Source organism: Agaribacterium haliotis, assembly GCF_002312815.1.
Lineage (GTDB): Bacteria > Pseudomonadota > Gammaproteobacteria > Pseudomonadales > Cellvibrionaceae > Agaribacterium > Agaribacterium haliotis.
Window position 1 is genome coordinate 84,048 of the sequence record NZ_NKQJ01000006.1, and the last position, 24,217, is coordinate 108,264.

Annotated in this window: 24 protein-coding genes; 5 read left to right on the plus strand and 19 right to left on the minus strand. The window is 52.9% G+C overall.

Annotation, left to right across the window (positions count from 1 at the left end; all coding sequences use genetic code 11):
• Positions 1 to 137 precede the first annotated feature (137 nt).
• The gene (locus CFK45_RS08545; protein WP_096086029.1) at positions 138 to 698 is read left to right on the plus strand and encodes a YfaZ family outer membrane protein; all 561 of its coding nucleotides are present in this window, start codon (positions 138 to 140) and stop codon (positions 696 to 698) included.
• An 88-nt stretch (positions 699 to 786) separates the two neighbouring features.
• On the opposite strand, the gene CFK45_RS08550 is transcribed toward CFK45_RS08545, so the two are convergent.
• The 14 genes from CFK45_RS08550 to CFK45_RS08615 all read right to left on the minus strand — a co-directional run bounded on the left by CFK45_RS08550 (position 787) and on the right by CFK45_RS08615 (position 14,717).
• Complete coding sequence (locus tag CFK45_RS08550) at positions 787 to 1,230, minus strand: Hsp20 family protein (RefSeq protein WP_096086030.1); 444 nt, start codon at positions 1,228 to 1,230, stop codon at positions 787 to 789.
• Between the two features lie 113 nt (positions 1,231 to 1,343).
• Positions 1,344 to 1,688 carry a PilZ domain-containing protein gene (locus tag CFK45_RS08555; RefSeq protein WP_096086031.1) on the minus strand — a complete coding sequence of 115 codons (345 nt, stop codon included), beginning with the start codon at positions 1,686 to 1,688 and terminating at the stop codon, positions 1,344 to 1,346.
• Between the two features lie 147 nt (positions 1,689 to 1,835).
• Complete coding sequence (locus CFK45_RS08560; RefSeq protein WP_096086032.1) at positions 1,836 to 3,128, minus strand: adenylosuccinate synthase; 1,293 nt, start codon at positions 3,126 to 3,128, stop codon at positions 1,836 to 1,838.
• Positions 3,129 to 3,134: 6 nt separating this feature from the next.
• Complete coding sequence (locus CFK45_RS08565; RefSeq protein WP_096086033.1) at positions 3,135 to 4,349, minus strand: ATP phosphoribosyltransferase regulatory subunit; 1,215 nt, start codon at positions 4,347 to 4,349, stop codon at positions 3,135 to 3,137.
• A 26-nt stretch (positions 4,350 to 4,375) separates the two neighbouring features.
• Complete coding sequence (locus CFK45_RS08570; RefSeq protein WP_096086034.1) at positions 4,376 to 4,561, minus strand: DUF2065 domain-containing protein; 186 nt, start codon at positions 4,559 to 4,561, stop codon at positions 4,376 to 4,378.
• Between the two features lie 146 nt (positions 4,562 to 4,707).
• Complete coding sequence (gene hflC, locus CFK45_RS08575; RefSeq protein WP_096086035.1) at positions 4,708 to 5,580, minus strand: protease modulator HflC; 873 nt, start codon at positions 5,578 to 5,580, stop codon at positions 4,708 to 4,710.
• 1 nt (position 5,581) lies between these two features.
• The gene (gene hflK, locus CFK45_RS08580; RefSeq protein ID WP_096086036.1) at positions 5,582 to 6,748 is read right to left on the minus strand and encodes an FtsH protease activity modulator HflK; all 1,167 of its coding nucleotides are present in this window, start codon (positions 6,746 to 6,748) and stop codon (positions 5,582 to 5,584) included.
• 85 nt (positions 6,749 to 6,833) lie between these two features.
• Positions 6,834 to 8,153 carry a ribosome rescue GTPase HflX gene (gene hflX, locus CFK45_RS08585; protein ID WP_096086037.1) on the minus strand — a complete coding sequence of 440 codons (1,320 nt, stop codon included), beginning with the start codon at positions 8,151 to 8,153 and terminating at the stop codon, positions 6,834 to 6,836.
• An 11-nt stretch (positions 8,154 to 8,164) separates the two neighbouring features.
• Positions 8,165 to 8,422, minus strand: a complete 258-nt coding sequence (gene hfq, locus CFK45_RS08590) for an RNA chaperone Hfq (RefSeq protein WP_096086038.1) — start codon at positions 8,420 to 8,422, stop codon at positions 8,165 to 8,167.
• Between the two features lie 113 nt (positions 8,423 to 8,535).
• Entirely contained in the window at positions 8,536 to 9,495 is a 960-nt protein-coding gene (gene miaA, locus CFK45_RS08595) for a tRNA (adenosine(37)-N6)-dimethylallyltransferase MiaA (protein WP_096086039.1), read from the minus strand.
• Between the two features lie 3 nt (positions 9,496 to 9,498).
• The gene (gene mutL, locus CFK45_RS08600) at positions 9,499 to 11,376 is read right to left on the minus strand and encodes a DNA mismatch repair endonuclease MutL (RefSeq protein WP_096086040.1); all 1,878 of its coding nucleotides are present in this window, start codon (positions 11,374 to 11,376) and stop codon (positions 9,499 to 9,501) included.
• On the minus strand, positions 11,373 to 12,707 hold the full coding sequence (locus CFK45_RS08605; protein WP_239923615.1) for an N-acetylmuramoyl-L-alanine amidase: 1,335 nt from the start codon (positions 12,705 to 12,707) through the stop codon (positions 11,373 to 11,375). The genes mutL and CFK45_RS08605 overlap by 4 nt, the downstream gene beginning before the upstream one ends.
• Positions 12,708 to 12,709: 2 nt before the next feature.
• Positions 12,710 to 13,204, minus strand: a complete 495-nt coding sequence (tsaE, locus tag CFK45_RS08610; protein WP_096086042.1) for a tRNA (adenosine(37)-N6)-threonylcarbamoyltransferase complex ATPase subunit type 1 TsaE — start codon at positions 13,202 to 13,204, stop codon at positions 12,710 to 12,712.
• On the minus strand, positions 13,191 to 14,717 hold the full coding sequence (locus CFK45_RS08615; RefSeq protein ID WP_158224649.1) for an NAD(P)H-hydrate dehydratase: 1,527 nt from the start codon (positions 14,715 to 14,717) through the stop codon (positions 13,191 to 13,193). The genes tsaE and CFK45_RS08615 overlap by 14 nt, the downstream gene beginning before the upstream one ends.
• Before the next feature lie 63 nt (positions 14,718 to 14,780).
• Between CFK45_RS08615 and queG the strand changes: the two genes are divergently transcribed.
• Complete coding sequence (queG, locus tag CFK45_RS08620; RefSeq protein ID WP_096086044.1) at positions 14,781 to 15,944, plus strand: tRNA epoxyqueuosine(34) reductase QueG; 1,164 nt, start codon at positions 14,781 to 14,783, stop codon at positions 15,942 to 15,944.
• Between the two features lie 17 nt (positions 15,945 to 15,961).
• Here the strand turns inward: queG and CFK45_RS08625 are convergent, their stop codons facing one another.
• Positions 15,962 to 16,243, minus strand: a complete 282-nt coding sequence (locus tag CFK45_RS08625; protein WP_204378436.1) for a hypothetical protein — start codon at positions 16,241 to 16,243, stop codon at positions 15,962 to 15,964.
• 135 nt (positions 16,244 to 16,378) lie between these two features.
• Positions 16,379 to 16,921, minus strand: coding sequence for an oligoribonuclease (orn, locus tag CFK45_RS08630; RefSeq protein ID WP_096086045.1), 543 nt, complete (start codon positions 16,919 to 16,921; stop codon positions 16,379 to 16,381).
• Between the two features lie 114 nt (positions 16,922 to 17,035).
• On the opposite strand from orn, the gene rsgA reads away from it, so the two are divergent.
• From rsgA to asd, 3 genes are read left to right on the plus strand one after another with little or no spacing between them, the layout of a single operon-like run.
• Positions 17,036 to 18,046 carry a small ribosomal subunit biogenesis GTPase RsgA gene (gene rsgA / locus CFK45_RS08635; RefSeq protein WP_096086046.1) on the plus strand — a complete coding sequence of 337 codons (1,011 nt, stop codon included), beginning with the start codon at positions 17,036 to 17,038 and terminating at the stop codon, positions 18,044 to 18,046.
• A complete protein-coding gene (locus CFK45_RS08640) occupies positions 18,043 to 18,858 on the plus strand; it encodes a sulfurtransferase (RefSeq protein ID WP_096086047.1) in 816 nt (271 codons plus the stop codon). Before rsgA ends, CFK45_RS08640 begins: the two co-directional genes overlap by 4 nt.
• Positions 18,858 to 19,712 (plus strand): archaetidylserine decarboxylase, encoded by an 855-nt coding sequence (asd, locus tag CFK45_RS08645; protein ID WP_275655690.1) that lies wholly within the window; start codon positions 18,858 to 18,860, stop codon positions 19,710 to 19,712. Before CFK45_RS08640 ends, asd begins: the two co-directional genes overlap by 1 nt.
• A 101-nt stretch (positions 19,713 to 19,813) precedes the next feature.
• On the opposite strand, the gene CFK45_RS08650 is transcribed toward asd, so the two are convergent.
• The 3 genes from CFK45_RS08650 to CFK45_RS08660 all read right to left on the minus strand — a co-directional run bounded on the left by CFK45_RS08650 (position 19,814) and on the right by CFK45_RS08660 (position 24,215).
• Positions 19,814 to 21,175 (minus strand): HD-GYP domain-containing protein, encoded by a 1,362-nt coding sequence (locus CFK45_RS08650; RefSeq protein ID WP_275655691.1) that lies wholly within the window; start codon positions 21,173 to 21,175, stop codon positions 19,814 to 19,816.
• 130 nt (positions 21,176 to 21,305) lie between these two features.
• Positions 21,306 to 22,373: a uroporphyrinogen decarboxylase gene (gene hemE / locus CFK45_RS08655; RefSeq protein WP_096086048.1), complete on the minus strand. Its 1,068-nt coding sequence runs from the start codon at positions 22,371 to 22,373 to the stop codon at positions 21,306 to 21,308.
• Positions 22,374 to 22,796: 423 nt separating this feature from the next.
• Positions 22,797 to 24,215: an FAD-dependent oxidoreductase gene (locus tag CFK45_RS08660; protein WP_096086049.1), complete on the minus strand. Its 1,419-nt coding sequence runs from the start codon at positions 24,213 to 24,215 to the stop codon at positions 22,797 to 22,799.
• Between the last annotated feature and the right edge of the window lie 2 nt (positions 24,216 to 24,217).

The following is a 24,217-nucleotide window of genomic DNA, read 5'->3' on the forward strand; positions in this document are numbered from 1 at the left end:
TTCCAGCATTTCAGTAGCGCCAGCGAAAGCTTTCCACAAAGCAGTGCGCGAAAAAGCTGGGCAGAATGCGGTAAATCAGCAAATGAAGGTGCTATGATGCGCCACAAATAATTTCTGAGGACTTCTGAGGAGTACCTATGCGCAAACAGCTTAAACGCGCGCTCGGCTTCGGCCTGGCTCTGACTGCCGCTGGTGCAGCCACCGCTAACGATCTGTATATGGACCTGAGCTCCGATACCTTTCAGATTCGCACGGATTTTACCCACGCGAGCAACGGTGTGAACTTTTCAGTCGCCGCACTGCTAACGGAAGACCAGGGCCAAGTGTTTAGCGGCGGCATGGCCACCTTCGGCAAGGTTGGCAACAGCACAGCGCTTAGCGGCGGTGTCGGCGGCAAACTTTATTATGGCGATACCAACAACGACAACATTACTGCGCTGGGCCTCGGCGGCACGCTTAACTTTGCGATTCCCGGCGCAAGCGGCTTAAACTTAGTTACCGATCTGTATTACGCGCCATCAATTACCGTCAATGATGGTTTTGACAACCTCAGCGATCTAAATCTGCGCCTGAGTTGGGAAGCTTTTGAAAACGGTGCAATATACGGCGGCATTCGCCGCTTTCAAGCCGAGTATAAAAACGGCGATCGCCATAAATTTGAAAACGGCTTAATGGTTGGCATTAAAATCGAATTTTGATTTTAAAGCTGCCAAACACCCGGCCACAGATATAAAAACAGAAAAGCCCGCGACGCGGGCTTTTTTACAACACTAAAAATAATAAAGCTTATTTTTGCTCGATTTCTTGATGGCCATTAATAGAGATTTTTCTGGCTTTCATCGCTTCGGGAATTTCCCGTGTTAACAGTACTGTTAACAAACCATTTTCAAGCTTTGCACCGTCAACTTTCACGTGGTCGGCAAGATTAAATTTACGCTCAAAAGAACGCTCGGCAATACCCTGATACAAATAGCGGCGCGCATCATCGGCTTTGGCTTTTTTACCGCTGACAGTTAAATTGCCATTTTCAACCTGAATATCAAGCTCTTCTTCAGTAAAGCCTGCAACCGCAAGGGTAATGGCATAACTGTTTTCACCTGTCACTTCGATATTGTAGGGCGGATAGCCGGCTGTCGTCTGGGGGCCACGCAGGGCAGAATCTAAAATATTAGCAACACGATCAAAACCAACAGTGCTGCGATATAGGGGAGTTAAATCAATAGCATTCATAACATATTCTCCATAGAAGCAATACGATTAAAGTTAAACCCGCCTTACTGAGAAGCCCGGGCACATTACTTAGATATGGACAAATAAAAGAAGTTCAAGGCCGGGGCAATAAATCAGCCCATTTTGTCGACAAGCTCTTGCAGAATATTATTGAAAAGGTGGTGGTGCTCACGACTGATCTGGGTGAACTTAAGCCCTAATTTTGCGCTGTTATCTTCGAGCAAGGTGTGGTGAGCAACAACGGTTTTGGCGCGAATAGCGCATGTCTCACCGCGATACTGCGCGTGAAACTCTATATTGACCTGGGTATTAATCGGAACGACATGGGGAAAGCGGATAGAGACACCGCCGAGACTAACATCGTTGACAGGCACTGCGTACAAACTGCGATCGGCCAACATAACTCTCGCCTGCCACTTGATCGCAAAACGCTGATGCTTGCGCCGCTCTTCACCCATAAAACTCTCCAGGACCCGGCCCGAAAAGTCGGACTTAAAATCAGTGTAGCTTAGCGCGGCAGGCGCTGCGATAAGATAAGCTCAGAACAAGCTTAGGCGGAGAGACTGCGAAGGCCGACTCGTATTCAACCTTCGCAAGCATAGCTTTTATTCAAACGGATGGCGCAGGATTATTGTTTCCACACGGTCTGGGCCGGTTGAAATAATATCAACAGGCACGCCGACCAACTGCTCCAGGCGAGCAATATAATCCAGTGCTGCCTGCGGCAATGCTTCGCGCTGCTGCACACCAAAGGTCGATTCGCTCCAGCCAGGCATGCTTTCGTAGACAGGAACAATGTTGTCCCAATCCTCAGTGCGGCTGGGTACAGCGACGCTCTCCCCGGCTTTGTTTTGGTAGGCAACGCAAATCTTAACCTCATCGAGGCCATCGAGAACATCGAGCTTGGTCAAGCAGATGCCGGTAACCGAGTTAATCTGCACCGCGTGTTTCACTGCCAGCGCATCAAACCAACCGGTGCGGCGCTTGCGGCCGGTGGTGGCACCGAACTCGTGCCCCTTCACACCCAGGTGCTGACCCACCTCGCAGTCGAGCTCAGTCGGGAACGGACCGGAGCCAACGCGCGTGGTATAAGCCTTGGTAATGCCCAGCACGTAGTCGAGATAACAAGGGCCAAAACCCGAGCCTGTCGCCGCGCCACCTGCGGTGGTGTTTGACGAGGTCACGTAGGGGTAAGTACCGTGATCAATGTCGAGCAGCGAGCCCTGGGCACCCTCAAACAATATGCTCTCACCGTTTTCGCGCGCGGCGTGTAAATCGGCCGTAACATCGCCAACCATCGGCAATAGCTGCTCGCGCATTTCCATGCACTGCGCCAGTAAAGCATCAAAGTTAATCGGCTCAGCTTTGTAATAGTGCTCGAGCGAGAAGTTGTGGTAGTCAACAACCGCGCGCAGCTTTTCAGTAAAGCTGTCGACGCAGCTCATATCGTCGAGGCGCAGGCCCCGACGGCTGACTTTATCTTCATAAGCAGGGCCAATGCCGCGGCCAGTAGTGCCGATCTTGGAGTCGCCGCGCGCCGCTTCGCGGGCTTGGTCGAGAGCCACGTGATAGCTCAGGATAAGCGGGCAGGCCGGGCTCAGCTTGATGCGCTCGCGCACTGGCACGCCCTGCTCTTCAAGCTCGGCAATCTCTTTTAACAGCGCTTCAGGGCTGAGCACCACACCGTTGCCGATGTAACAGGTCACACCCTCGCGCAGCACACCAGAAGGTATCAGGTGCAGTACGGTTTTTTTACCTTCGATAACGAGGGTGTGGCCAGCGTTGTGTCCGCCCTGGAAACGCGCCACATGGGCGATCTCTTCAGTCAACAGATCAACAATTTTACCTTTGCCCTCGTCGCCCCACTGGGTGCCAAGCACAACAACATTCTTACCCATGCTAGTTTATTTCTCTTGTGAAGGTTCGTTCTTAGATGTTTCTATAAAATTTACGCGGAAGCCACCATTGTGCTCCTGCAAAATTCGGTTGCAACCCTGGTGGCTGAAAGCTTCTGCCTGACCGCCGAGCCCGCAGATAACACGCTCACCACTGGCGCGCAGCGCCTGGACTTCTGCCCAGTAGGCCGGGCTATCGACCTGCGGCGCAAAAATAGCGTTTTGCTCAACAAGCTCAGCTTTGACCTGTTCGCGCACAACGGTTAGATCAACCGCAAAGCCTGTTGCCGGGCGAGAGCGCCCAAATACTTCGCCGATATGGTCGTAGCGACCGCCAGTGGCAATCGAAGCCCCGACACCCGGGCTCGAGGCACCAAAGACTATGCCGGTCAAGTAGTGATAACCGCGCAGCTCACTCAGGTCAAAGTACAGGCGCGCTTCCGGGAAGCGACTAACCAGAGTCGTGGCAACCGCCTTTAACTCGGCAATCGCGTCGCTAACAGCGGCGGGCGCGTCAGCGTAAAAATCGAGAGCCTCATCGAGCACAGCGATGGAACCGGCGAACTGAGGTAGCTTGAGAAACCAGCGCCGCTGCTGAGCGTCGCTGAGCTCGGCTTCGAGCCACGACTCAATTTCGCTAAAGGCTTTTACTTGCATCAGATCAAACAGCGCGCCTTCTTGCTCACAGCTGAGGCCCGCGCATTTACTGAGCGCACGAAAGACACCGACATGGCCAAGATCAACATACTGTTCGGGCAAACCAGCTTGTTCGAGAGTGGCAATTAATAAGCTGATCACCTCGATATCGGCATCGGCACCGGCCTCGCCAAAGAGCTCAATCCCAACCTGAATCGGCGTGCGCGAGACCAGCGGCCCCTTGGGTTTAGTGTGGGCAACATGGCCGGCATAACACAGGCGATTAATGCCATCGCGCTTTAAGCTGTGCGCGTCCATACGCGCCACCTGCGGCGTGATATCCGCGCGCAGACCGAGCATTTTACCGCTGAGCTGATCGGTTAATTTAAAAGTCAGCAAGCCGATATCGTCATCGGAACCGGCAAGCAGGGAATCAGTGAACTCGAGCATGGGCGGAATAACATAGTCATAACCCCAGCTCTTAAACAAATTCACCAAGCGGCGGCGCAGGTCTTCAACCTGAGAGGCCTGCTCGGGAAGCATTTCTTCGATAGCATCTGGCAGCAGCCAGCGATCTACTTTTTTCATAGTAGTTTCAGTAGCTAAGCTTGCGCTTAGCGAATCAACATCAAAAGGACGGTACCCAACAGCATACTCGCCAAACCGACGAGGCGTATCTGACGATTAGTCATCAAAGCCATCTGCGCAACCAGGTTGCGCCAACGCTGAGGGTAAAGAAAAGGGATAATGCCCTCAATTACCAAGACCAGGCACAAGGCGCTGGCAATTTCTGTCCACATAAGCTCTAAGCAGGGGAAGCCTACCCCTGTGAAACATGGGCAAAACATTCACACACAAAAAAACCGGCCCATCGGAGCCGGTTTCCTTATTCTAACACGCTTTGCTTGGTGGTCGGAACACTAATTGACCACTAAAACAACGAGTTTTATTTGCCTTTGGCGTTATTTAAGTAGCGGAAGAAATCGCTCTTAGGGTCCACCAGCATCACATCATCCTTTGAGTTAAAGGCGTTGCGATAAGCATTTAGGCTGCGCTGAAAGGCGTAAAACTCAGGGTCTTTGTTGTAGGCATCGGCGTAAATAGCGGCAGCTTTGGCATCGCCTTCACCGCGAAGCAGCTCAGCATCGCGATAGGCTTGCGCTTCAAGCACGGCTTTTTGTCTGTCCGCGTCGGCGCGAATAATCTCAGCCTGCTCCTTACCTTTGGAGCGGTGATCGCGAGCTTCACGCTCACGCTCTGCGCGCATACGCTGGAAAACGGCATCGCTGAGCTGGCCGGGAAGGTCGATCTTCTTGACCCGCACATCAACAACTTCAACCCCGAGCGAGTCCTGAGTAAAGCCATTGAGCTGCTCAACTAACTCACTCATCAACAAGTCGCGCTCACCGCTGACAACCTCTTGCAAGGTGCGCTGGGCAAACTGGTTGCGCAGACCTTCGTTAACGCGCTGGCTCAGCAGGCGCATAGCGCGGTCTTCTTCACCGTTGGTAGCGGTGTAGTACTTGCCCACATCAATAATGCGCCACTTGGTGAAGCTATCGACTTCCATGCTTTTCTTTTCGACAGTCAAAAAGCGCTCTGGGCGAGTATCAACCGTCAAAATACGCGCATCAAACAAGCGCACTTCATCGACAACTGGGATCTTGATATGAAGCCCAGGCTTAATATCGTCATTGTGCAACTTACCGAGACGAAGCAATACGCCGCGCTGATATTCGTTGACGATGTACAGAGAGTTGGCACCGATTAAAGCCACGATCACCAACAAAATGACAAATCCTAAAGTCTTGGTTTGCATCTTAGCGGACTCCTCGTGAACTAGAACGGCGACTGGTGTTAATCACACCGCGATCAATCAAATCCTGAACTACTTTGTCGGCAAGCTCGCTAACTGAGCTCGAGCTCAACTCGCTTGTGACGCTTTGCTTGGGCGCAGAGCTTACGATTTTATCGAGCGGTAAATAGAGCATGTTGTTGCCGCCCTCAACATCGACCATCACTTTTGAGCTGTTCTGCATAACCTCTTGTACCGCGTCGAGGTAGAGGCGCTCGCGCGTCACCTGTGGCGACTTTGCATACTCGGTTAACAGGTATTCAAAGCGCTGGGCCTCACCTTCCGCCCGAGCAACAACACGCTCTTTATAGGCAGTAGCCTCTTCAATCATGCGCTGGGCTTTACCACGGGCTTCCGGAATCAAACCGTTGCTGTAGGCCTGGGCTTCGTTTTTGTAGCGCTCTTCGTCTTCCCGGGCTTTGATCACATCGTCAAAGGCTGCCTGCACTTCAGAGGGCGCGCGGCTGTTCTCAATGTTGACGGTTTCAATTTTAATACCGGTTTTATAGTTATCGAGGTAGGCCTGCAGGCGCTCGGCTACTTCTGTCGCCACCGCTTCACGCCCCTCGGTGAGAATATCGTGCATAGGCGTCGAGCCGGCAACGTGACGCAGCGCTGAGTTTGCGGCCTGGCGCAAACTGGTCTCGGGATCGCGTACATTTAACACAAAATCACGCGCATCACTGATTACGTATTGGGTAGAGATACTAATATCGACAATATTGAGATCGTGCGTCAGCATCTGTTGAGTGGTGCTCCACTCCTGTACCTTGGTTACGTTGACCTCAAAAACTTCATCGATACCCGGCGGGTTCCAACGAAAACCTGGGCCTTTGGTCTGCTGGTATTCACCGAGGCGCAGCACAACCGCGCGCTCCTGCTCGTTCACCACACTGGCACCGGCATAGATATAAAACAGGCCGAGCACAATAAAGACAATAGCGATAATAAATTTGTTACTACCGTCCTTTTTGCCGTTTGAAGAGGAGCCCGATCCGCCGCCACCAAAGATGGACGAGACTTTATCCTGCAGGTTTTTTATGACCTCATCCAGATCCGGCGGGCCATCGTTACCACGATTGCCACCACCCCAGGGGTCTTTATTGTTTCCACCCGGCTCGTTCCAAGCCATAGCCTATCTCCAGTTAAATTGATTTTGCATATATCGGGCCCAAAGCTCGAAGTTTCAAGTCGGCCCGATTCAGAAATTTACGACATTATACGGCAAGCTTTGTTGCAGCAGCAGGATCTAAAAACTCGAGCTCACTGGCAGTTAAGCTTTCAGCGGCCAAAATGCGATTTAAATCGGCCACGGGGATGCGTATTTCCAACTCGCTCTGGCCGTCGTCCCGGTAGTTTTCCAGCAGTACCGAATTGTTGGCAAACAGCTTCGCTCGCAAGCGGGCGAATTTCGGCTGCAGCAACAGCGTCGCATGCACAACGTCTTGCGCCAGTAAGTCACTGACCGCCTTGAGCAATAAGTCTATGCCCTGACCGCTTTGTGCCGACAGCCACACCGCTACGGGTTTGCCGTGCTCATCGCGATCAAGCTTGGGCTCAAAGCCTTCGAGCAAGTCGATTTTATTGTAAACAACGAGCTCGGGCAGTTCGTCCGCACCAATTTCTTTTAACACCTCGCCAACCTGCTCCATATTCCGGTGGCGTTCGTCGTCGACGTAGTCGACGACATGTAACAGTAAATCTGCGTTGGCCGCCTCTTCGAGCGTCGCACGAAAACTCTCGACGAGCTTGTGTGGCAAGTTACTGACAAAACCCACCGTGTCGGCAAGGATGGCCGCCCCAACCTGAGCTAGTTCGATTTTGCGCATCGTCGGATCGAGTGTCGCAAACAATTGATCTTCGGCATATACGCTCGAATCGGTAATTCGGTTGAACAGCGTGCTTTTACCTGCGTTGGTGTAACCAACCAGGGACAGGGTTGGAATTTCCGCACGCGAGCGAGCCCGGCGCCCCTGCTCGCGCTGCTTGCGCACTTTATCCAAACGCTTGTGTATATTTTTTATGCGTGCACGCAAGAGACGCCTGTCGGTCTCGAGCTGAGTTTCGCCCGGACCGCGCAAACCGATACCGCCTTTTTGCCGCTCAAGGTGAGTCCAGCCGCGTATAAGGCGGGTGCTCATATGTTCGAGTTGGGCGAGTTCAACTTGCAGCTTGCCTTCGTGGGTGCGCGCGCGCTGAGCAAAGATATCGAGAATCAAACCTGTGCGGTCAAGTACCCGGCATTCAAGCGCCTTTTCAAGATTGCGCTCCTGGCTGGCACTGAGCTCGTGATTAAAGATAACCACTTCCGCTTCGTGCTGAATCACGGCCTGCTTCAGCTCGTCTAACTTGCCGGTACCAATAAAAAATTTAGCGTGGGGGGTAGCGCGCTGGCCACTGATGAAGTCGGCGGGGTCGCCGCCAGCTGAAATAACGAGCTCTTCAAATTCGCGCGGGTCGTTGTTTAACTCAACCTGGCTGAGCTCCAGGTGAACCAGCACGGCCAGTTCACCTGAGTCGGGTCTTTCAAAAAACAAAGTAGCTCTGCTTAGCCTCCGACTTCCTCTTCTCCACCAGCTTCGGGGTTCAACATCGGAACACGAACTGGACGAGATGGCACCACGGTAGAAATTGCGTGTTTATATACCATTTGGCTAACGGTATTTTTTAACAGCACAACAAATTGATCGAAGCTCTCTACCTGGCCCTGAAGTTTGATTCCATTCACCAGATAAATAGATACAGGGATGCGCTCCTTGCGAAGTACGTTCAGATAAGGGTCTTGTAGCGAATGCCCTTTTGACATGATTATTCTCCTTATGGGAATTATAAAGAAGCTCACAACCTGGCCAAAATAAAACCGGTGTAGCCTCACAACAACATAGCAAAAGCGACCACAAACAGTGATCGATGTCTACATTATAAAGTGCTTTTGTCGTAAATAGACAGGCTGCGACGCACAATTTCATCAAAAGTGCACAAAGCACCTTCTTTCGTCATCGTATCCAGCCAATGCAAGTCAGGCCACGAGCGCAACCACGTTAACTGACGCTTGGCCAACTGCCTTGTTGCGACCAGTGCTTTGTGCCGCATCGTCTCGTAATCATAAAGCTTATCGAGATAAAGCCAAACCTGACGATAACCAACTGAGCGCATCGACGGCAGCTCAACATTTAAATCCTCGCGCCGATGCAAAGCCTCTACCTCGGCGATAAGACCTTGAGCAAACATATTTTCAAGCCGCAAATTAATGCGCTCGTGCAATACCGAGCGATCGCGCGGGGCGATCGCCATCTGCACAACTGCTTCTCGCTTTAATAAACCCTGAGTTTCGCCCTGCTGCCACTGACTCATACTTTTGCCGCTCGAGCGCCACACCTCGAGCGCACGGCTGATGCGCTGACTGTGATTCGGGTGCAACTTGGCCGCCGTTTTTGCATCGACTTCGGCCAACTGTTTATGCATCGCGGGCCAGCCAAGCTGCTGCGCCTCTTTTTCGATTTGCTCGCGTATCTCTAAATTCGCTTCCGGCATCGCATTCATGCCTTGCAATAAAGCTTTGAAATACAACATCGTGCCGCCGGCTAAAATAGGTAGCTTGCCCCTCGCGCGAATAGCGTCGATTGCCGCTTGCGCATCGCGACTAAAGTCTGCGGCGCTGTAGTGCTGCGCTGGGTCGCGAATATCGATAAGGTGGTGGGCGATGCCCTGCTTCTCATCATCACTGGGTTTTGCCGCACCGATATTGAGGCCGCGGTAAACCAGCGCCGAATCGACACTGATAATCTCGCCATCGAGCGCTTTCGCCAGCGCAACCGCCAGCGCAGTTTTGCCCGAGGCCGTCGGCCCGAGCAAAGCCAAGATAGGCGCGTGACTCATTGCTTATTGCCCGCGCATAAACAGTTTGTCGAGGTCGCCGAGCGACATCGCCGCCCACGTCGGACGCCCGTGATTACACTGACCACTGCGCTCTGTCGCCTCCATCTCTCTGAGCAGCGCATTCATTTCTGCAATGCTCAAGCGGCGATTGGCCCTGACCGAGCCGTGACAGGCCATCGTGCCCAGTATTTCGTTGATATGCTCACGAATGCGCCGGCTGCTACCGAATTCGATCAGGTCACTTAACACATCGCGCAGCAGCGATTCGGCATCGGCCTGGTTTAACACAACCGGCAACTGCCTGACCATCAGAGTTTCAGGCCCGGCTCGCTCGACAACAAAACCGAGCTCGGTAAATACTTGTTGATGCTCTTCGGCACAGTTCGCCTCTTTTTCACTGACCGCCAAACTCTGCGGTACAAGCAGCGGCTGGCTCTGTAAATTTTGCTGGTCAAACGCGGTTTTCATTTTTTCATAGGTTATGCGCTCGTGCGCCGCGTGCATGTCGACAACGATCAAACCCTGTGCATTCTCGGCGAGCACATAAATGCCTTTTAACTGCGCAATCGCAAAACCGAGCGGGGGGATTTCCGCCTGCTGCTCCTGCGCTTCAAAACTTGCGCGCTGAGCACTAAATTGCGGCTGACTTACAGTGTGTTCCGGCGCCTCAATCAGGTCGCTGTCAAAACTTTGCGGCGAGGGGTTTAACAGCGCGCGATACGAAGCAATTTGCTCCGCGACTGCCGCTGTCGAATACGAGCTCGGCTGCCCAAGAGGAGCTTCGGCGCGGCGAAAGGATATCGCGCCCTGCTGAGGCACTGCGTCATTATTTTCGTCGCTGATTGAAACCGTCGGCTCAGCCCCCGCCTCAGGCCGAACATCGGCAAGTACTTTGTGCAAAGAGCGAAATAAAAAATCGTGCACAAGGCGATTGTCCCGAAAACGCACTTCGTGTTTTGTTGGGTGCACGTTGACATCAACCGCCGCTGCATCCAGATCGAGGTACAAAACAAAAGCCGGGTGGCGACCGTGGTAAAGCACATCTTGATACGCTTGGCGTATCGCGTGACTAACTAACTTATCTTTGATCGCTCGGCCATTTACAAAAAAGTGCTGCAAGTCTGCCTGTGAACGGGAAAACGTTGGCAGCGCCACCCAGCCCCAAAGTTTTAGCCCGGTGTGTTCAATATCAAGGTGCAGCGCATTTTCAATAAAGGTTTTGCCACAGATTTGCGCCACGCGCTTTTCTTGCTCTGCACGACTGGCCGCAGGGCGCCAGTTGTGCACAAGCTTTTGATTGTTCTTTAACGAAAAGCCCAAATCAAAACGCGATAGTGCCTGTTTTTTGATAATGTCTTCAATACGGTTGTATTCGGTTTTTTCTGTGCGCAAAAACTTGCGCCGCGCCGGAGTGTTAAAAAATAAATCCCGGACTTCAACACTGGTGCCCTGAGGGTGAGCCGCAGGGCTCAGCTCGGTTTCCATATCGCGCCCTTCCGCGCGGGCACACCAAGCGCTCTCATGCTCGCCGTTATTTGAAGTCATAACCAGGCGTGCAACCGACGAAATAGAAGCCAGGGCCTCGCCGCGAAAACCGAGCGAAGCGACCGCTTCGAGCTCATCTAATACATGAATTTTACTGGTCGCATGGCGGCTCAACGCCAGCGGCAAATCCTCTTTTGCCACCCCCGAGCCGTTGTCCCGAACCCGCATCAGCTTGCTGCCGCCGGCCTCGATATCAATATCAATTTGACTGGCACCGGCATCAATACTGTTTTCTACCAGCTCTTTTACGACCGAGGCCGGGCGCTCAACAACTTCGCCCGCCGCAATCTGGTTAGCCAGGCGCGGGCTCAGTTTTTTAATTCTGCGTGTATTCATAACGTGGGAATGGCTAGGGTCTGCCCGACTTTAATTGTCGAGCTATTTAATTGATTAGCTTTTTTGATGGAAGCAACCGAGACATTGTAGCGCTGGGCAATGGAACTTAGGGTATCACCCGAAGCGATTGTGTAATTTGTTCCGCGGCCCTGTTTTTTCCAGGCCAAAAAGGAACCTTCGGGCGGACGGTTTTGAAAATAAGCGTTGATGCCTTTAAAAATAGCCTTGCTCAGTTTTGTTCTGTGAGCCAGGGAGTTTAAGTTTTTAGCTTCGCTCGGGTTGGTTATAAAACCTGTTTCAACCAGAATAGAGGGCACATCCGCAGACTTAAGCACCGCAAACCCCGCACTTTCAACCCGCTTTGAATGCAAGTGTGTCACTTTACCCATTTCATTTAATACGCGCTTGCCGACGTCCATGCTCGCTTCCATCGAGCTGGTCATACTTAAATCAACCAGTATCTTTTTTAACTGCTCTTCTTTGTCGCCGAGCTGAATGCGGTCTACACCGCCGATCAAATCCGATTTATTTTCTTTTGAGGCGAGTATGCTCGCCATCTTGCTCGACGCGCCGCGGCGGCTCAGGGTAAAAACAGACGCGCCGCGAGCTTTGGGGTTATCAAAACCATCGGCGTGAATAGAAACAAATAAATCCGCGTGCGCCGCACGGGCTTTTTCAGGGCGCTTATGCAGGGGAATAAAATAATCCCCTTCGCGCACTAACACCGCTTTGTAACCGGGTTCTTTGTTGATCGTATTCGCTAGGTTTTTTGCAACTTTTAGCACCACCGTTTTTTCATAGAGCCGGCCCGGCCCAATTGCCCCGGGGTCTTCCCCCCCGTGCCCGGCATCAATAGCAATCACAACGTCCCGTTTGCCCCGCTGACTTTTAGCCGGCAGCAACGCCTCGACACTTTTCTCCGTTTGCTGCTGCCGGTTGTACAGGTCTACAACTAAACGATCGGGTTTATCGTCAATGCGCTTGAGCGCAAAACTGCGCGGTTTGACTGAGTGTTTTAGGTCCAGAACAATGCGCAAGTCACCGCCTTTTTGGCCGCCGTAGCGCAGCTTTTTCACCGGGGTATCGGCAAGTTTCAGGTCTTTAGTTTTGGCGTCAAAGCGGCTGTTTTTTAAGTCGATAACCAGGCGCTCAGGGCCAGATAATTTAAACAACTTGTGATCGACCGGGCCATCTAGATCAAAAACCAGGCGGGTGGAGTCCGGCGAGCGCCACAGGCGCACGCCTTCAACTGTCGCGGCAAATAGCTCCGCACTAAGCAGACACAGCAAACTCAGATAAATAAATGACAGTGATATGCGAACCCGTTTCACGCTCACGTTCCGGCAATTTGCTCTTGTAATTTTTGCAGCAGGGCCTCTCCTGAGGCGGAAGTGGCCTCTATGGTAACAGCCCGCCCAGGCAGCTGCACATCCAAAGCCACAGTTAAATCGGCACTCGGTAAAATCCCCTCACCGCGCTGAGGCCATTCAATCAAACGCAGACTATTTTGCTCAAAATAATCGCGTATGCCCATGTATTCGAGCTCTTCTGCATCGGCCAGGCGGTACAAATCAAAGTGGTAGGCCGGCACACCCTCAAGCTCGTAAGGCTCAACCAAAGTATAAGTCGGGCTCTTAACCGCACCTGAATGCCCGAGCGAGCGCAACAGGCCGCGGCAAAGTGTTGTTTTGCCTGCACCGAGTGTGCCGAGTAAAAATATCGTTAAGCCGCGCTGCTCGTGTTGGAGCTGACGCTTCAATGCAAGCGCCAAATTTGAGGCAAAATCCAAGCTCGCAGCTTCATCGGCGAGGTAGTCACAAAGAGTCATTTAGTATCGTTCGTATTAATTCCGGAAGCTCACCGGCCTTTAAACCCAAAACACCGCGCTGTTGTTCGATTTTGACACCGGCCAAACCGTGAGCACAGACGGCCAGCTTTGCCGCAGCCACTGCGTTTAGCCCCTGCGCTAGCAGGGCGGCGATCAAACCGCACAGTACATCCCCCGCCCCCCCGACAGCAAGGGCCGGGCACGACAGCGGGCTGACCCAAATTTTATCTGAATCTGCGATTAAAGTACCGGCCCCTTTTAAGACAACCACACAGCGGTAGCGCTCACTTAGCTCGCGCACTGCGCGATAGCGATCCGCCTGCACGGCATTGACATCAGTGTTTAACAAGCGCGCCGCCTCTGCAGGGTGCGGGGTCATAATCGGCGCCCGTGAAAACTGCGGCAAGCGCAAGCTCTGCTCGGCAATCAAGTTGAGCGCGTCGGCGTCGAGCACCAGAGCTTTGTCATTTTGCGAAGCGTGCTTCAACGCTGCGCAGAGCACTTTTGACGACCACTCGCCACGTGCAAGCCCCGGCCCCACAGCCAATGCCGAAATCGGCTCTAGCAGGTTCAACAGCGCTTGCGTGTCGTCGACCAAGTGCGCCATACACTCAGGCAGGCACTGGCGAGCGGCTTCCACCGTAGCCCGCTCACTCAAAATAGAAACCAAACCAGCACCGCTGTGCAGAGCGGCATCGGCGGCAAGCAGCGCAGCCCCAGTCATGCCCTCGGCCCCACCGAGCACCCCAACGTGACCAAAACTGCCTTTGTGGCAGACTGGTGCACGCCGCAGCGAACTTGCATCAACCGACTCCAACAGCAAAACACTACTGTGCTCGGCGTCGACAATGTGCTCGGCGACGCCGAGCGGCTCAAAAAAGCGCTGACCGCAATAATTGGCGGCGTCAGCTGTATACAGGCCACGCTTGCGGCCGATAAAGCTCAAGCTTGCATGAGCGTTGACAACAGCGGAGCTGACAGCGCCGGTATCGGCATAGAGGCCAGAAGGCAAATCGACAGACAATACCGATGCCCCGAGGCTGCGCTGGTGGTTAATCCAGTCGATAGCGTGACGAAAGGGCTCTTTAAGCTCTGAACCAAAGCCCGTGCCGAGCAGAGCATCGACAATAATAAGCTGCTCACTTTTTTCAAACGCGATATCGGCACTAAATAAACGCGCGTTTACCCCCGCGTTCAACGCCCTTGTCGCCGCCTCGGCAGCCTCCGCACGTAGCGCTTCGGGCGCTTTCAGATACAGCAACTGCTGATCCAGGCCGGCCCGCTTGGCAAGCTCAGCGACCACCCAGCCGTCACCGCCGTTGTTACCTGCACCCGCCAAAACAACAATGCAGCCGCGTCTGGGCCACAGTTTCTGCGCCAATTCAAAGCAGGCCTGGCCGGCTCGAGTCATTAATTCGAGGCCGGGCGTGCCGCAGCGTATGGCCTCTTTGTCTATACGCGCAACTTGCTCTGCGCTAAACAACGGCTGGTACTGTTCAGCTGAAAGCTTCATGGTGATTCCGTGCCAACTAAATTCCAGTATCATACACAGCCCCGAGCCAAGGCCCCAACAGTGATGTGTCAGACCGACTACCGCCAACTACTCGAGCAAATAGAGCTCTGGTCAACCGAGCTCGGGTTCAGTCAGTGGGCCGTTAGCGACCTTGAACTCAAAACCGAAGAGCAGCTTTTTAAACGCTGGCTCGAGCGCAACTACCACGGCAGCATGAGCTGGCTGGCCAACAATGTCGACAAGCGCCTTTGCCCGCCCGAACTTGTGCCCGGCAGCTGCCGGGTGATCAGTGTTGCGCTGAACTATCGCCCAGCCGATACGCGGGAAATCGACAACCTCAAGCAGAGCAACAAAGCCTATATCAGCCGCTATGCGCTCGGGCGCGACTACCACAAGCTTATGCGCAAGCGCCTGGCTAAACTCGGCAAACTTATAGAAAGCTATGTCGAGCAACACAAGCTCGGCCCAACTGCGCACAGCCGCGCCTTTGTCGACAGCGCCCCGGTGCTCGAACGCCCCCTCGCAGCCAAAGCCGGGCTCGGCTGGATAGGCAAACACACCCTGGTATTAAACAAGGAGGCCGGCAGCTGGTTTTTTCTCGGGGAGTTATTTACCAACCTGCCTCTGCCCGCCTCAACACAAACAGTGGCCGAAGCTTGCGGCAGCTGCGAAGCCTGCTTAAAAGTCTGCCCGACCGATGCGTTTATCAAACCCTGGCTGCTCGACGCGCGCCGCTGCATTTCCTATTTAACTATTGAGCACGACGGCGCCATACCGCTGGAGCTGCGTGAGGCCATTGGCAACCGCATCTACGGCTGTGACGACTGCCAGCTTATTTGCCCGTGGAGCAAAGAAAGTAAGCTCACCGAGGAGCAAGACTTCCAGCCCCGAAGCCAACTATTTAATCAGGATTTACTCACCCTGTTTCGCTGGACGGAGCAGCAGTTTTTGCAAAATACCGAAGGCTCGGCGATTCGCCGCGCAGGTTATGAAAAATGGCGGCGCAATTTAGCTGTGGCGCTCGGCAACGCCGAGCAGGATCTGAGGATTCAAGAGGCCTTAAAAGCTGCGCTGCCAGATAGCTCTGCTCTGCTCGCCGAACATATCAGCTGGGCGCTAGCTCAACAAGAGCAAGGCAAAAGACGCAAACGCAAGAGCCGCAACGGCAATAAAGCACTAGAGCTCGCTTATTGGCCGGACGCAAAGCGCCAAAACCACAGCGAATAAAGATTGAGCGCCCCCCATCAATGCCGAATAATGATATCCGGCTGCTCGTTTACCGTACCGTCATCCTCAAGCACGCTATAGGTGACGTGGTCAGGGTTTTGCAGAACAACGGTGGGGTCCTGAAACAAAGGCCGGCGGACAAAAGCCAGCGACCAGCCAAAACCCTCGACTTGGCGCAGCGCCTGGCGCTGATCATCACTTAAAAACGCACGTAGGTTTAGCGGTATAGCGGGCATACCTTTGCGGCGCTCGGAGGCATCAAATTCGACTTCTTGTTCAACACATTCGGCTCTGTCCATAACAGCACCTATTTAAACGAACCTCTGGTGTATTTAGCTTGAGCCCGATAGCAGGAACTGTCAAAAACGAGTTTGCGATATTAAATGGCGCCGAATATAACATTTATCTTCAAATCATAGACGGCGCAACAGTCGCTAAACAAGCAGGTGCTCGCGATAGAACTGCAGCTCTTTAATGCTCTCTTTAATATCGTCTAACGCCAGGTGAGTACTATTTTTCTTAAACGATTTAAGCAGCTCCGGCGACCAGAGCTGAGCCAAAATCTTTAGTGAACTGACATCGAGATTTCTGTAGTGAAAGTACTTTTCTAGCTCAGGCATCCAGCGCGCCATAAAACGCCTGTCCTGACAAATGGAGTTGCCACAAATTGGACTCTTACCTGGCGGCACCCACTTGCGCAGAAACTCGAGGGTCTGCTGCTCGGCTTCGGCACAAGTTGTTGTGCTCGCTTTCACCCGCTCCGTTAAACCCGACTGCCCGTGCTGCTTAGTATTCCATTCATCCATCGTCGACAGCACTGCATCGCTCTGATGTACAGCAATAACCGGGCCCTGGGCCAACATATTTAAATCTTTATCGGTGACGATGGTTGCGATCTCAATAATTACATCGCGCTCTGGCTGTAGGCCCGTCATTTCAAGGTCTATCCAGATTAGGTTGGTATCGGCAAGGGCCATAACGAAAGCGCACTCCATTGGGTATAATGCGGGGAATTATCTAATCAATAGTAACAACTATGCCGCGACTATTCACGAAGGCCTTGATCTGCAACTGCGAGCCGACAAATACCAATGGCTAAACGCAAACTCAGCTTGCAACAGCGCCGGCGCATTGCCGAACAGAGAAATGAGCGCAAGCGCCAGCAACACGCGCCCCCGAGCGATGCCGATCTCGGCCCATTAATCAGCGGCAAGGTCATCGCCAACTTCGGCTTTCAAGTCATTGTCAAAGGTGAAAACAGTGAGCAGCGCTGCCACCTGCGCGCCAACCTGGAACCGGTTACCGGCGACGACGTGCAGTGGCGAGAAGGCAGCGAATACGGTGTCGTTGAAAGCATAGACCAGCGCCGCAGTGAACTGCAGCGCCCCGACAGTTATGGCAAGCTGCGCAGCGTCGCGGCCAATGTAACCCAGCTTGTTATATGCATAGCTTGCGAGCCGGAAGCGCACAGCTCATTGATCGACCGCTACCTTGTCGCGGCCAACTTACACAAACTAAACGCTGTTTTACTGTTAAACAAAAAAGAGCTGCTTGAGCAAAAGACGGAATTGCAGGCCATGCTGCAGCGTTATTATGAGCTCGGCATCAACTGCATTTACGTCAGCGCCAAGCAGGGCTTTGGCCTCGACAAGTTACGCGAGGCCCTCAAAGGGCAGACCAGTATTTTTGTTGGCCAAAGCGGTGTCGGCAAAAGCTCGCTAATCAAGGCCCTAGAACCGGAACAGGACATACGCATAGGTGCCTTGAGCGAAGCGGCCGCAAAAGGCAAACACACAACCACACACAGCCAGCTCTACGAGTTTTCCGGCGGCGGCCAACTAATCGACTCACCCGGCATTCGCGAATTTGGCCTGTGGCACGCCAGCGCCGAACAAGTACTCGAGGGTTTTCCAGAAATTGCCGACGCCGCTCAACACTGCCGTTTCAGGGATTGCAAACACCAAAGTGAGCCCGGCTGCGCGGTACACGCTGCGCTCGATAGCGGTGAACTCCAAGCGCTGCGCTACGCCAACTACCAACTCATATTGCAACAACTCGGCGATGTGACCATTAAAACTCAAGACGGATTAAAAAAACGATGATTGACTCAAAGCTGCTCATCAGTGTTGAGCAACTAAAGCAAGATATCGATGCAGGCCTCAGCCCCAAGCGTTGCATTGTCGATCTTGGCAGCAGAGAAAACTACCTGAACGGACACATTCCCGGCGCGGTATTTTTGCCTTTCCAAGCTTTGTTAAAAGGCGAGCCCCCGGTGCCTGGGAAAATTGCCAGCGACGAACAGCTGAGCCAGGTGTTTTCTGCGTTAGGGCTCAGCGACGAGCTTGAGTTTCTTGTCTACGACGACGAAGGCGGCGGCTGGGCCGGGCGCTTTATCTGGACCCTCGATGCAATCGGCCACAAGAACTATCGCTACATCGACGGCGGCCTTCAAGCATGGCTCAAGGCCGGTTTTGACACCGAGAGCACCATCAATCAGCGCCCGGAACAAGCTGTGAACGTCAGTGCCGATAAAAGCTACCTGATCGGCGTCGACGAGCTAATTGAGATAATAAACCAGCAAAGTCACTGCATATGGGATGCGCGCAGCCCCGGCGAATACAGTGGCCAGCGTGTGCTCGCGGCCAAAGCCGGGCACATGCCAGGCGCGTTAAACTGCGAGTGGACTGAACTTATGGACAGCAGCAACGGCCTGCGTATTCGCGACGACGCCAAAGCCTATTTGGCCGAGCGAGGCATCGACGGCAGCAAGGCCATAGTCACTCACTGCCAGGGCCATCACCGCTCGGGCTTTACCTACCTTGTCGGCAGGGTGCTCGGCTTTGACATTGCCGCCTACCACGGCGCTTGGGCCGAATGGGGCAACCATCCGGAGACACCGGTGGAGCTGAACTAGTGGAAAAGGTTTTTATTTTTTTACAATACTGTTTGCCACAGCACGCTCTTTCCCGCCTGCTCGGCCACATTGCCTCAAGCAAAAACAAACTGGTTAAAGGTTTGCTAATACGCCTTTTTAAAGCAAAGTTCGCGATCACTCTCGACGAAGCCGAACGCAAAAGCGTATCCGATTACCATAGTTTTAATGATTTTTTCTGTCGCGCCCTGGAAAAAGGCGCGCGCAATATAGACCCGGAAACAAACAGCATCGTCAGCCCCGCTGACGGCTGTTTTAGCCAGCTCGGCAGCATAGAAAATGGGCGTATTTTTCAAGCAAAAGGCCAGAGTTACAGCGCCCAAGAGCTACTTGCCGATAGTGAGGCGGCCGAAATTTACCAGGACGGTGAGTTTGCAACCATCTACCTTTCACCGAAAGATTACCATCGCGTACATATGCCCTGTGCCGGCACACTCAAGCAAATGAGTTTTGTTCCCGGCAAGCTTTTTTCAGTAAACCAAGTGACCGCGGAACATGTGCCCCGCCTGTTTGCACGCAATGAACGGCTCGTGTGCCACTTTGATACAGAATTTGGCCCGATGGCCATGGTGCTGGTTGGGGCCATGGTGGTGGCATCGATAGAGACAACCTGGGCTGGCACAATTGCCCCGGCAGGTAAAAACGTGCAGCACACAAGCTTTGCCGCTGACAAACTCAGCTTTGATAAAGGCGAAGAGATGGGCCGCTTTAAACTCGGCTCAACCGTTATTTTACTGTTCCCTAAAAACTCGCTTCACTGGCAAGACAAACACAGGGCAAACAGCCCGGTGCGTATGGGGGAAAAAATAGCAGAGTTAATTAATAGCCAACCGTAAAAGAAAACCAAGCTTAGTCACAGGGTTTAGGCCGTTAATATAGAGGCTTAAACCCTGGCAGCCAGAAAGAAAAAGCTAAATAAACAGGCCACTTGAGAGCCTTAAAGAAACTTATTTTTTAAACGAGCCAACAGGCCTTTTGCCGATTTCCGGTCGATATAGTCATCGCGGATATCGGTGATATCGATATTGTAGGTTCCCGGCTTTAAGTCTTGAGCAATCTCGATAAACTCGAGCTCACCGGCCACAGCCTTGCCGCTATCAATCTTTGCCCTTTTGGCTTTATCGTCTTCAGCGAGATCAATCAATACCGGCGCTCTTAACTCTTCTTTTGTCGCATCGAGTACAACAACCACTTTGGGCTTAAGGCGTCGCTCGAAGTTTTGCTCAACTACAACACCGACTTCACCAGTACTGAGTTCAACTAAAGTGCCGGTCGGATACAGGCCAATAGCGCGAATAAACTCAACAACCAAGTCTTCCTGAAACTCAATACCGCGCACATCGTAGAGCATGCTCACGGCCTTGGATGGCGACAGGGGATTGGCGTTACGCGGATTAGTAGTTTCATCGTAATAAGTGACGATACCAGCTATTTTGCCCAGCAGGGGGATTTTATCGGCGCGCAGATGGGCCGGAAAACCACTGCCATTAACACGCTCACAGTGCGTTTTAATTACCGAGATAACACGCGGCTTAACTTCGGGCAGTTCTTTTAAGATCTCTACGCCGTACTCAACAAACTTTTCATACGAGCTTTGATCGTCTGGGCTGCGTTTGGTATTTTCGAGCAAGCGACGCGATAAACGGGTTTTACCGATATCTTTTAATAAGACTCCCATAGCCAGTACGTCTAGCTCCGGTTTCGGCAAACCGATGTGGCGGCCAAACAATATGGCCCAAACCGCAGAGCGAACCGCGTGGCTATAGGTGTATTCGTCTTTCTCTTTTACTTTGCTAAGCCAGGTAAATGCGTCTGGGTTGCGCACCACCGAATCCACCATCGCCGATGCCGCGCGCTTGGTTTCTTTGATCGGCACATGCTGGCCGTCGACATTAATCTGGCTGAGCACTGTGCCCACAGCGCGATAGACTTGCTGGTGCAGGGCTTTAGCTTGGCCTATTTCTTTTTCTATCGGCGCAACGTCGGTATAGACATCGCGGCGCACTCGAATGGGCGTAACATCGGTAACGCGCGCACGGCTATCAGCGCGCACATTTTTTTTACTTACCGGGGCTTTAGCTAACTTTTTTAAGTCGGTCTTGACCGGGCCGGAGCCTTTGACCACGTCGATATAAACGTGGTTGCAGTGAATACGAAGCTCTTTGATTTCTTCGCGATCGCGAATATAAAAACCTTGCAGAGGAAAGGGGGTCTGCGTCCACGGCCTGTCGAGGCCAGAGACAAACATGCCAATAGTCAACTCGTTAACATCGATCTTAAGTTGTTTAACGCCAGCCAAAATCTTCCCCGATCCTACCAAGAGCCTCGTGCCCTATCGCGCATTAACCTGTGCATGCAGCAAAGGCCCCATTCGCGATTATAATCCAGGCCGTGCCATTGTCGAGCCCGGCCTAGTTATTAAGTGCTAACTATGCGCTGTGATAAACCGACGATAGTTCAGCGACAGCCTCAAAAAAAGCGCCGGCGTGTTCGGGTTTAACATCCGGTGTAATGCCGTGGCCGAGGTTAAATACATGGCCACTACCGTGACCAAAACGCTTTAATATGCGCGAAACTTCTTCGCGAATAGCCTGCGGGCTCGCGTACAAAACAGCCGGATCCATATTACCTTGCAGGGCAACTTTGTCGCCGACACGCTGGCGCGCAAAAGCGATATCTGTTGTCCAGTCGAGACCAAGCGCATCCGGCCCGGCATCGGCCATGCTCTCAAGCCATTGCCCGCCACCTTTGGTGAACATAATCACAGGCACTTTGCGGCCGTCGTGCTCACGCTTTAAACCCTCGACTATCTTTTGCATGGGCTTTAACGAAAAACGCTGATAGGCGTGGTGACTCAGCGCACCGCCCCAGCTATCAAAGATCTGCACTGCTTGAGCACCGGCTTCAATCTGCGCATTCAGGTAGTCAATTACTGAGTCTGCAAGCTTGTCGAGCAATAGATCAGCCAGCTCAGGCTGGTCGTAGACCAGGCCTTTAGCGCGGCGAAAATCTTTGCTTGAGCCACCTTCGATCATATAAGTCGCCAGGGTCCAGGGGCTGCCACTAAAGCCAATTAAAGGCACTGAGCCGTTGAGTTCCCGGCGGATCATGCTCACCGCATCGGTCACGTAGCTCAGGTCTTTGGCTGTATTGACCACCTCCAGAGCTTCAACCTCGGCCGCAGTGCGAACGGTCTTTTTAAATTTAGGGCCTTCACCTGTTTCAAAATACAGGCCTAAACCCATCGCATCGGGAATGGTCAGAATATCCGAGAATAGAATCGCGGCGTCGATCGGATAGCGGCGCAAAGGCTGCAGAGTAACTTCACAGGCGAGCTCGGTGTTTTTACACAGGCTCATAAAATCGCCGGCTTGAGCGCGGGTCTCACGGTATTCAGGCAGGTAACGGCCAGCTTGGCGCATCATCCATACCGGAGTTCGATCTACCGGCTCGCGCAGTAGGGCTCTTAAGAAACGATCGTTTTTCAGTTCAGTCATTAGTATTCGACAACCTGTCATTCAGATGCTGGATGTACATTCCGGCCCATCGCCTATACCGCTTTTCCAGACTCGCCGTAAACCCATCCCTGGGGGCTCAGCAGCGCCTTCCTTGGCGCAGATGGTCTGTAAAAGCGGTATAGGAGCTGTGCCTACCTATGTGCTAAAGCTTAAATTACAAGAGCCTTCGAACAAAGGAACGAACACTCGATTGTATTAAATTAGCACGGGGCAAGGTCGGGAGAAGGCAGGGGCTTGAGCGGGTGTCTGTGGCATGGATGCCACGGCCAAGCCCCCAAGGATGGGTTCACGGTGCCCCGAGAAAGCCCCTGCCTTCTCCCGACCGGAATACCGCTACCCAATAACAACCATTTAAAACAAAAACGCCCCTCGAAAGGGGCGCTTGGTAAATCAAATCAGGGATTAAACATCCAGATAATCAAGGATGCCCTGAGCCGCCTCGCGACCTTCCCAAATCGCAGTAACAACTAAGTCAGATCCACGAACCATATCACCGCCAGCAAATACTTTCGGGTTAGTCGTCTGGAACTTAAACTCTTGTTCTTCAGGTGCTACAACACCGCCCCAACTGTTAATCTCGATGCCGTTTTCCTGCATCCAGGGCTGAGGGCTCGGTTTAAAACCAAAGGCAACCAAAACCACATCAGCGGGCAGCACCTCTTCAGAACCGGGCACAGGCTCTGGGCGACGGCGGCCATTTTCATCTGCTTCGCCGAGTTGTGTAGTGACAACCTTCACACCTTCAACTTTGTCTTCACCGACAATGGCAATTGGCTGGCGATTAAACAAGAAATTCACACCCTCTTCACGGGCATTTTGCACCTCGCGGCGCGAACCGGGCATGTTGGCTTCATCGCGGCGATAAGCACAACTGACACTTTCAGCATTCTGGCGAATAGACGTGCGGTTGCAATCCATCGCTGTATCGCCACCGCCGAGCACGACAACTTTTTTGCCTTCAACACTGATAAATTCAGCCGGGTCTTTTTCGAAACCGAGATTGCGGTTAACGTTGCTAATCAAAAACGGCAAGGCATCGTGCACACCGGGCAGGTCTTCGCCGGGGAAACCGCCTTTCATATAGTTGTAGGTGCCCATGCCCATAAATACGGCATCGTAGTCACTGAGCAGCTCGTCGATGCTAACGTCTTTACCGATTTCGGTTTCAAGGCGAAACTCAACGCCCATCTTGGTGAAGACTTCACGGCGCTTGGCCATCACACCCTTCTCGAGCTTGAACTCGGGAATACCGAAAGTCAGCAGACCGCCGATCTCAGGGTAGCGATCAAAAACTACTGGGGTGACGCCGTTGCGAACCAATACGTCAGCGGCAGCAAGACCGGCAGGGCCGGCACCGATAACGGCAACGCGCTTATTGGTTTTCACGACCTTGCTCATATCGGGCTCCCAGCCGAGAGCAAAGGCAGTATCGGTAATGTATTTCTCGGCGTTGCCGATGGTCACCGCACCAAAGCCGTCATTCAGGGTACATGCGCCTTCACACAGGCGATCCTGAGGGCATACACGGCCGCAAACTTCGGGCAGGCTGTTGGTCTGGTGACTGAGTTCAACCGCCTCAATAACATTGCCTTCGCTGACCAGCTTTAGCCAGTTGGGGATGTAGTTGTGAACCGGACACTTCCACTCACAATAGGGGTTGCCGCACTCGAGGCAGCGGTGGCTCTGCTCGGCCACCTGCTCTTTATCGAACGGCTCGTAAATTTCCACAAACTCATGCTTGCGAACATCGATGTCTTTTTTGTCCGGGTCTTTGCGGCCTACATCGATAAACTGAAAGTTGTTGTGTAAACGTTCAGCCATAG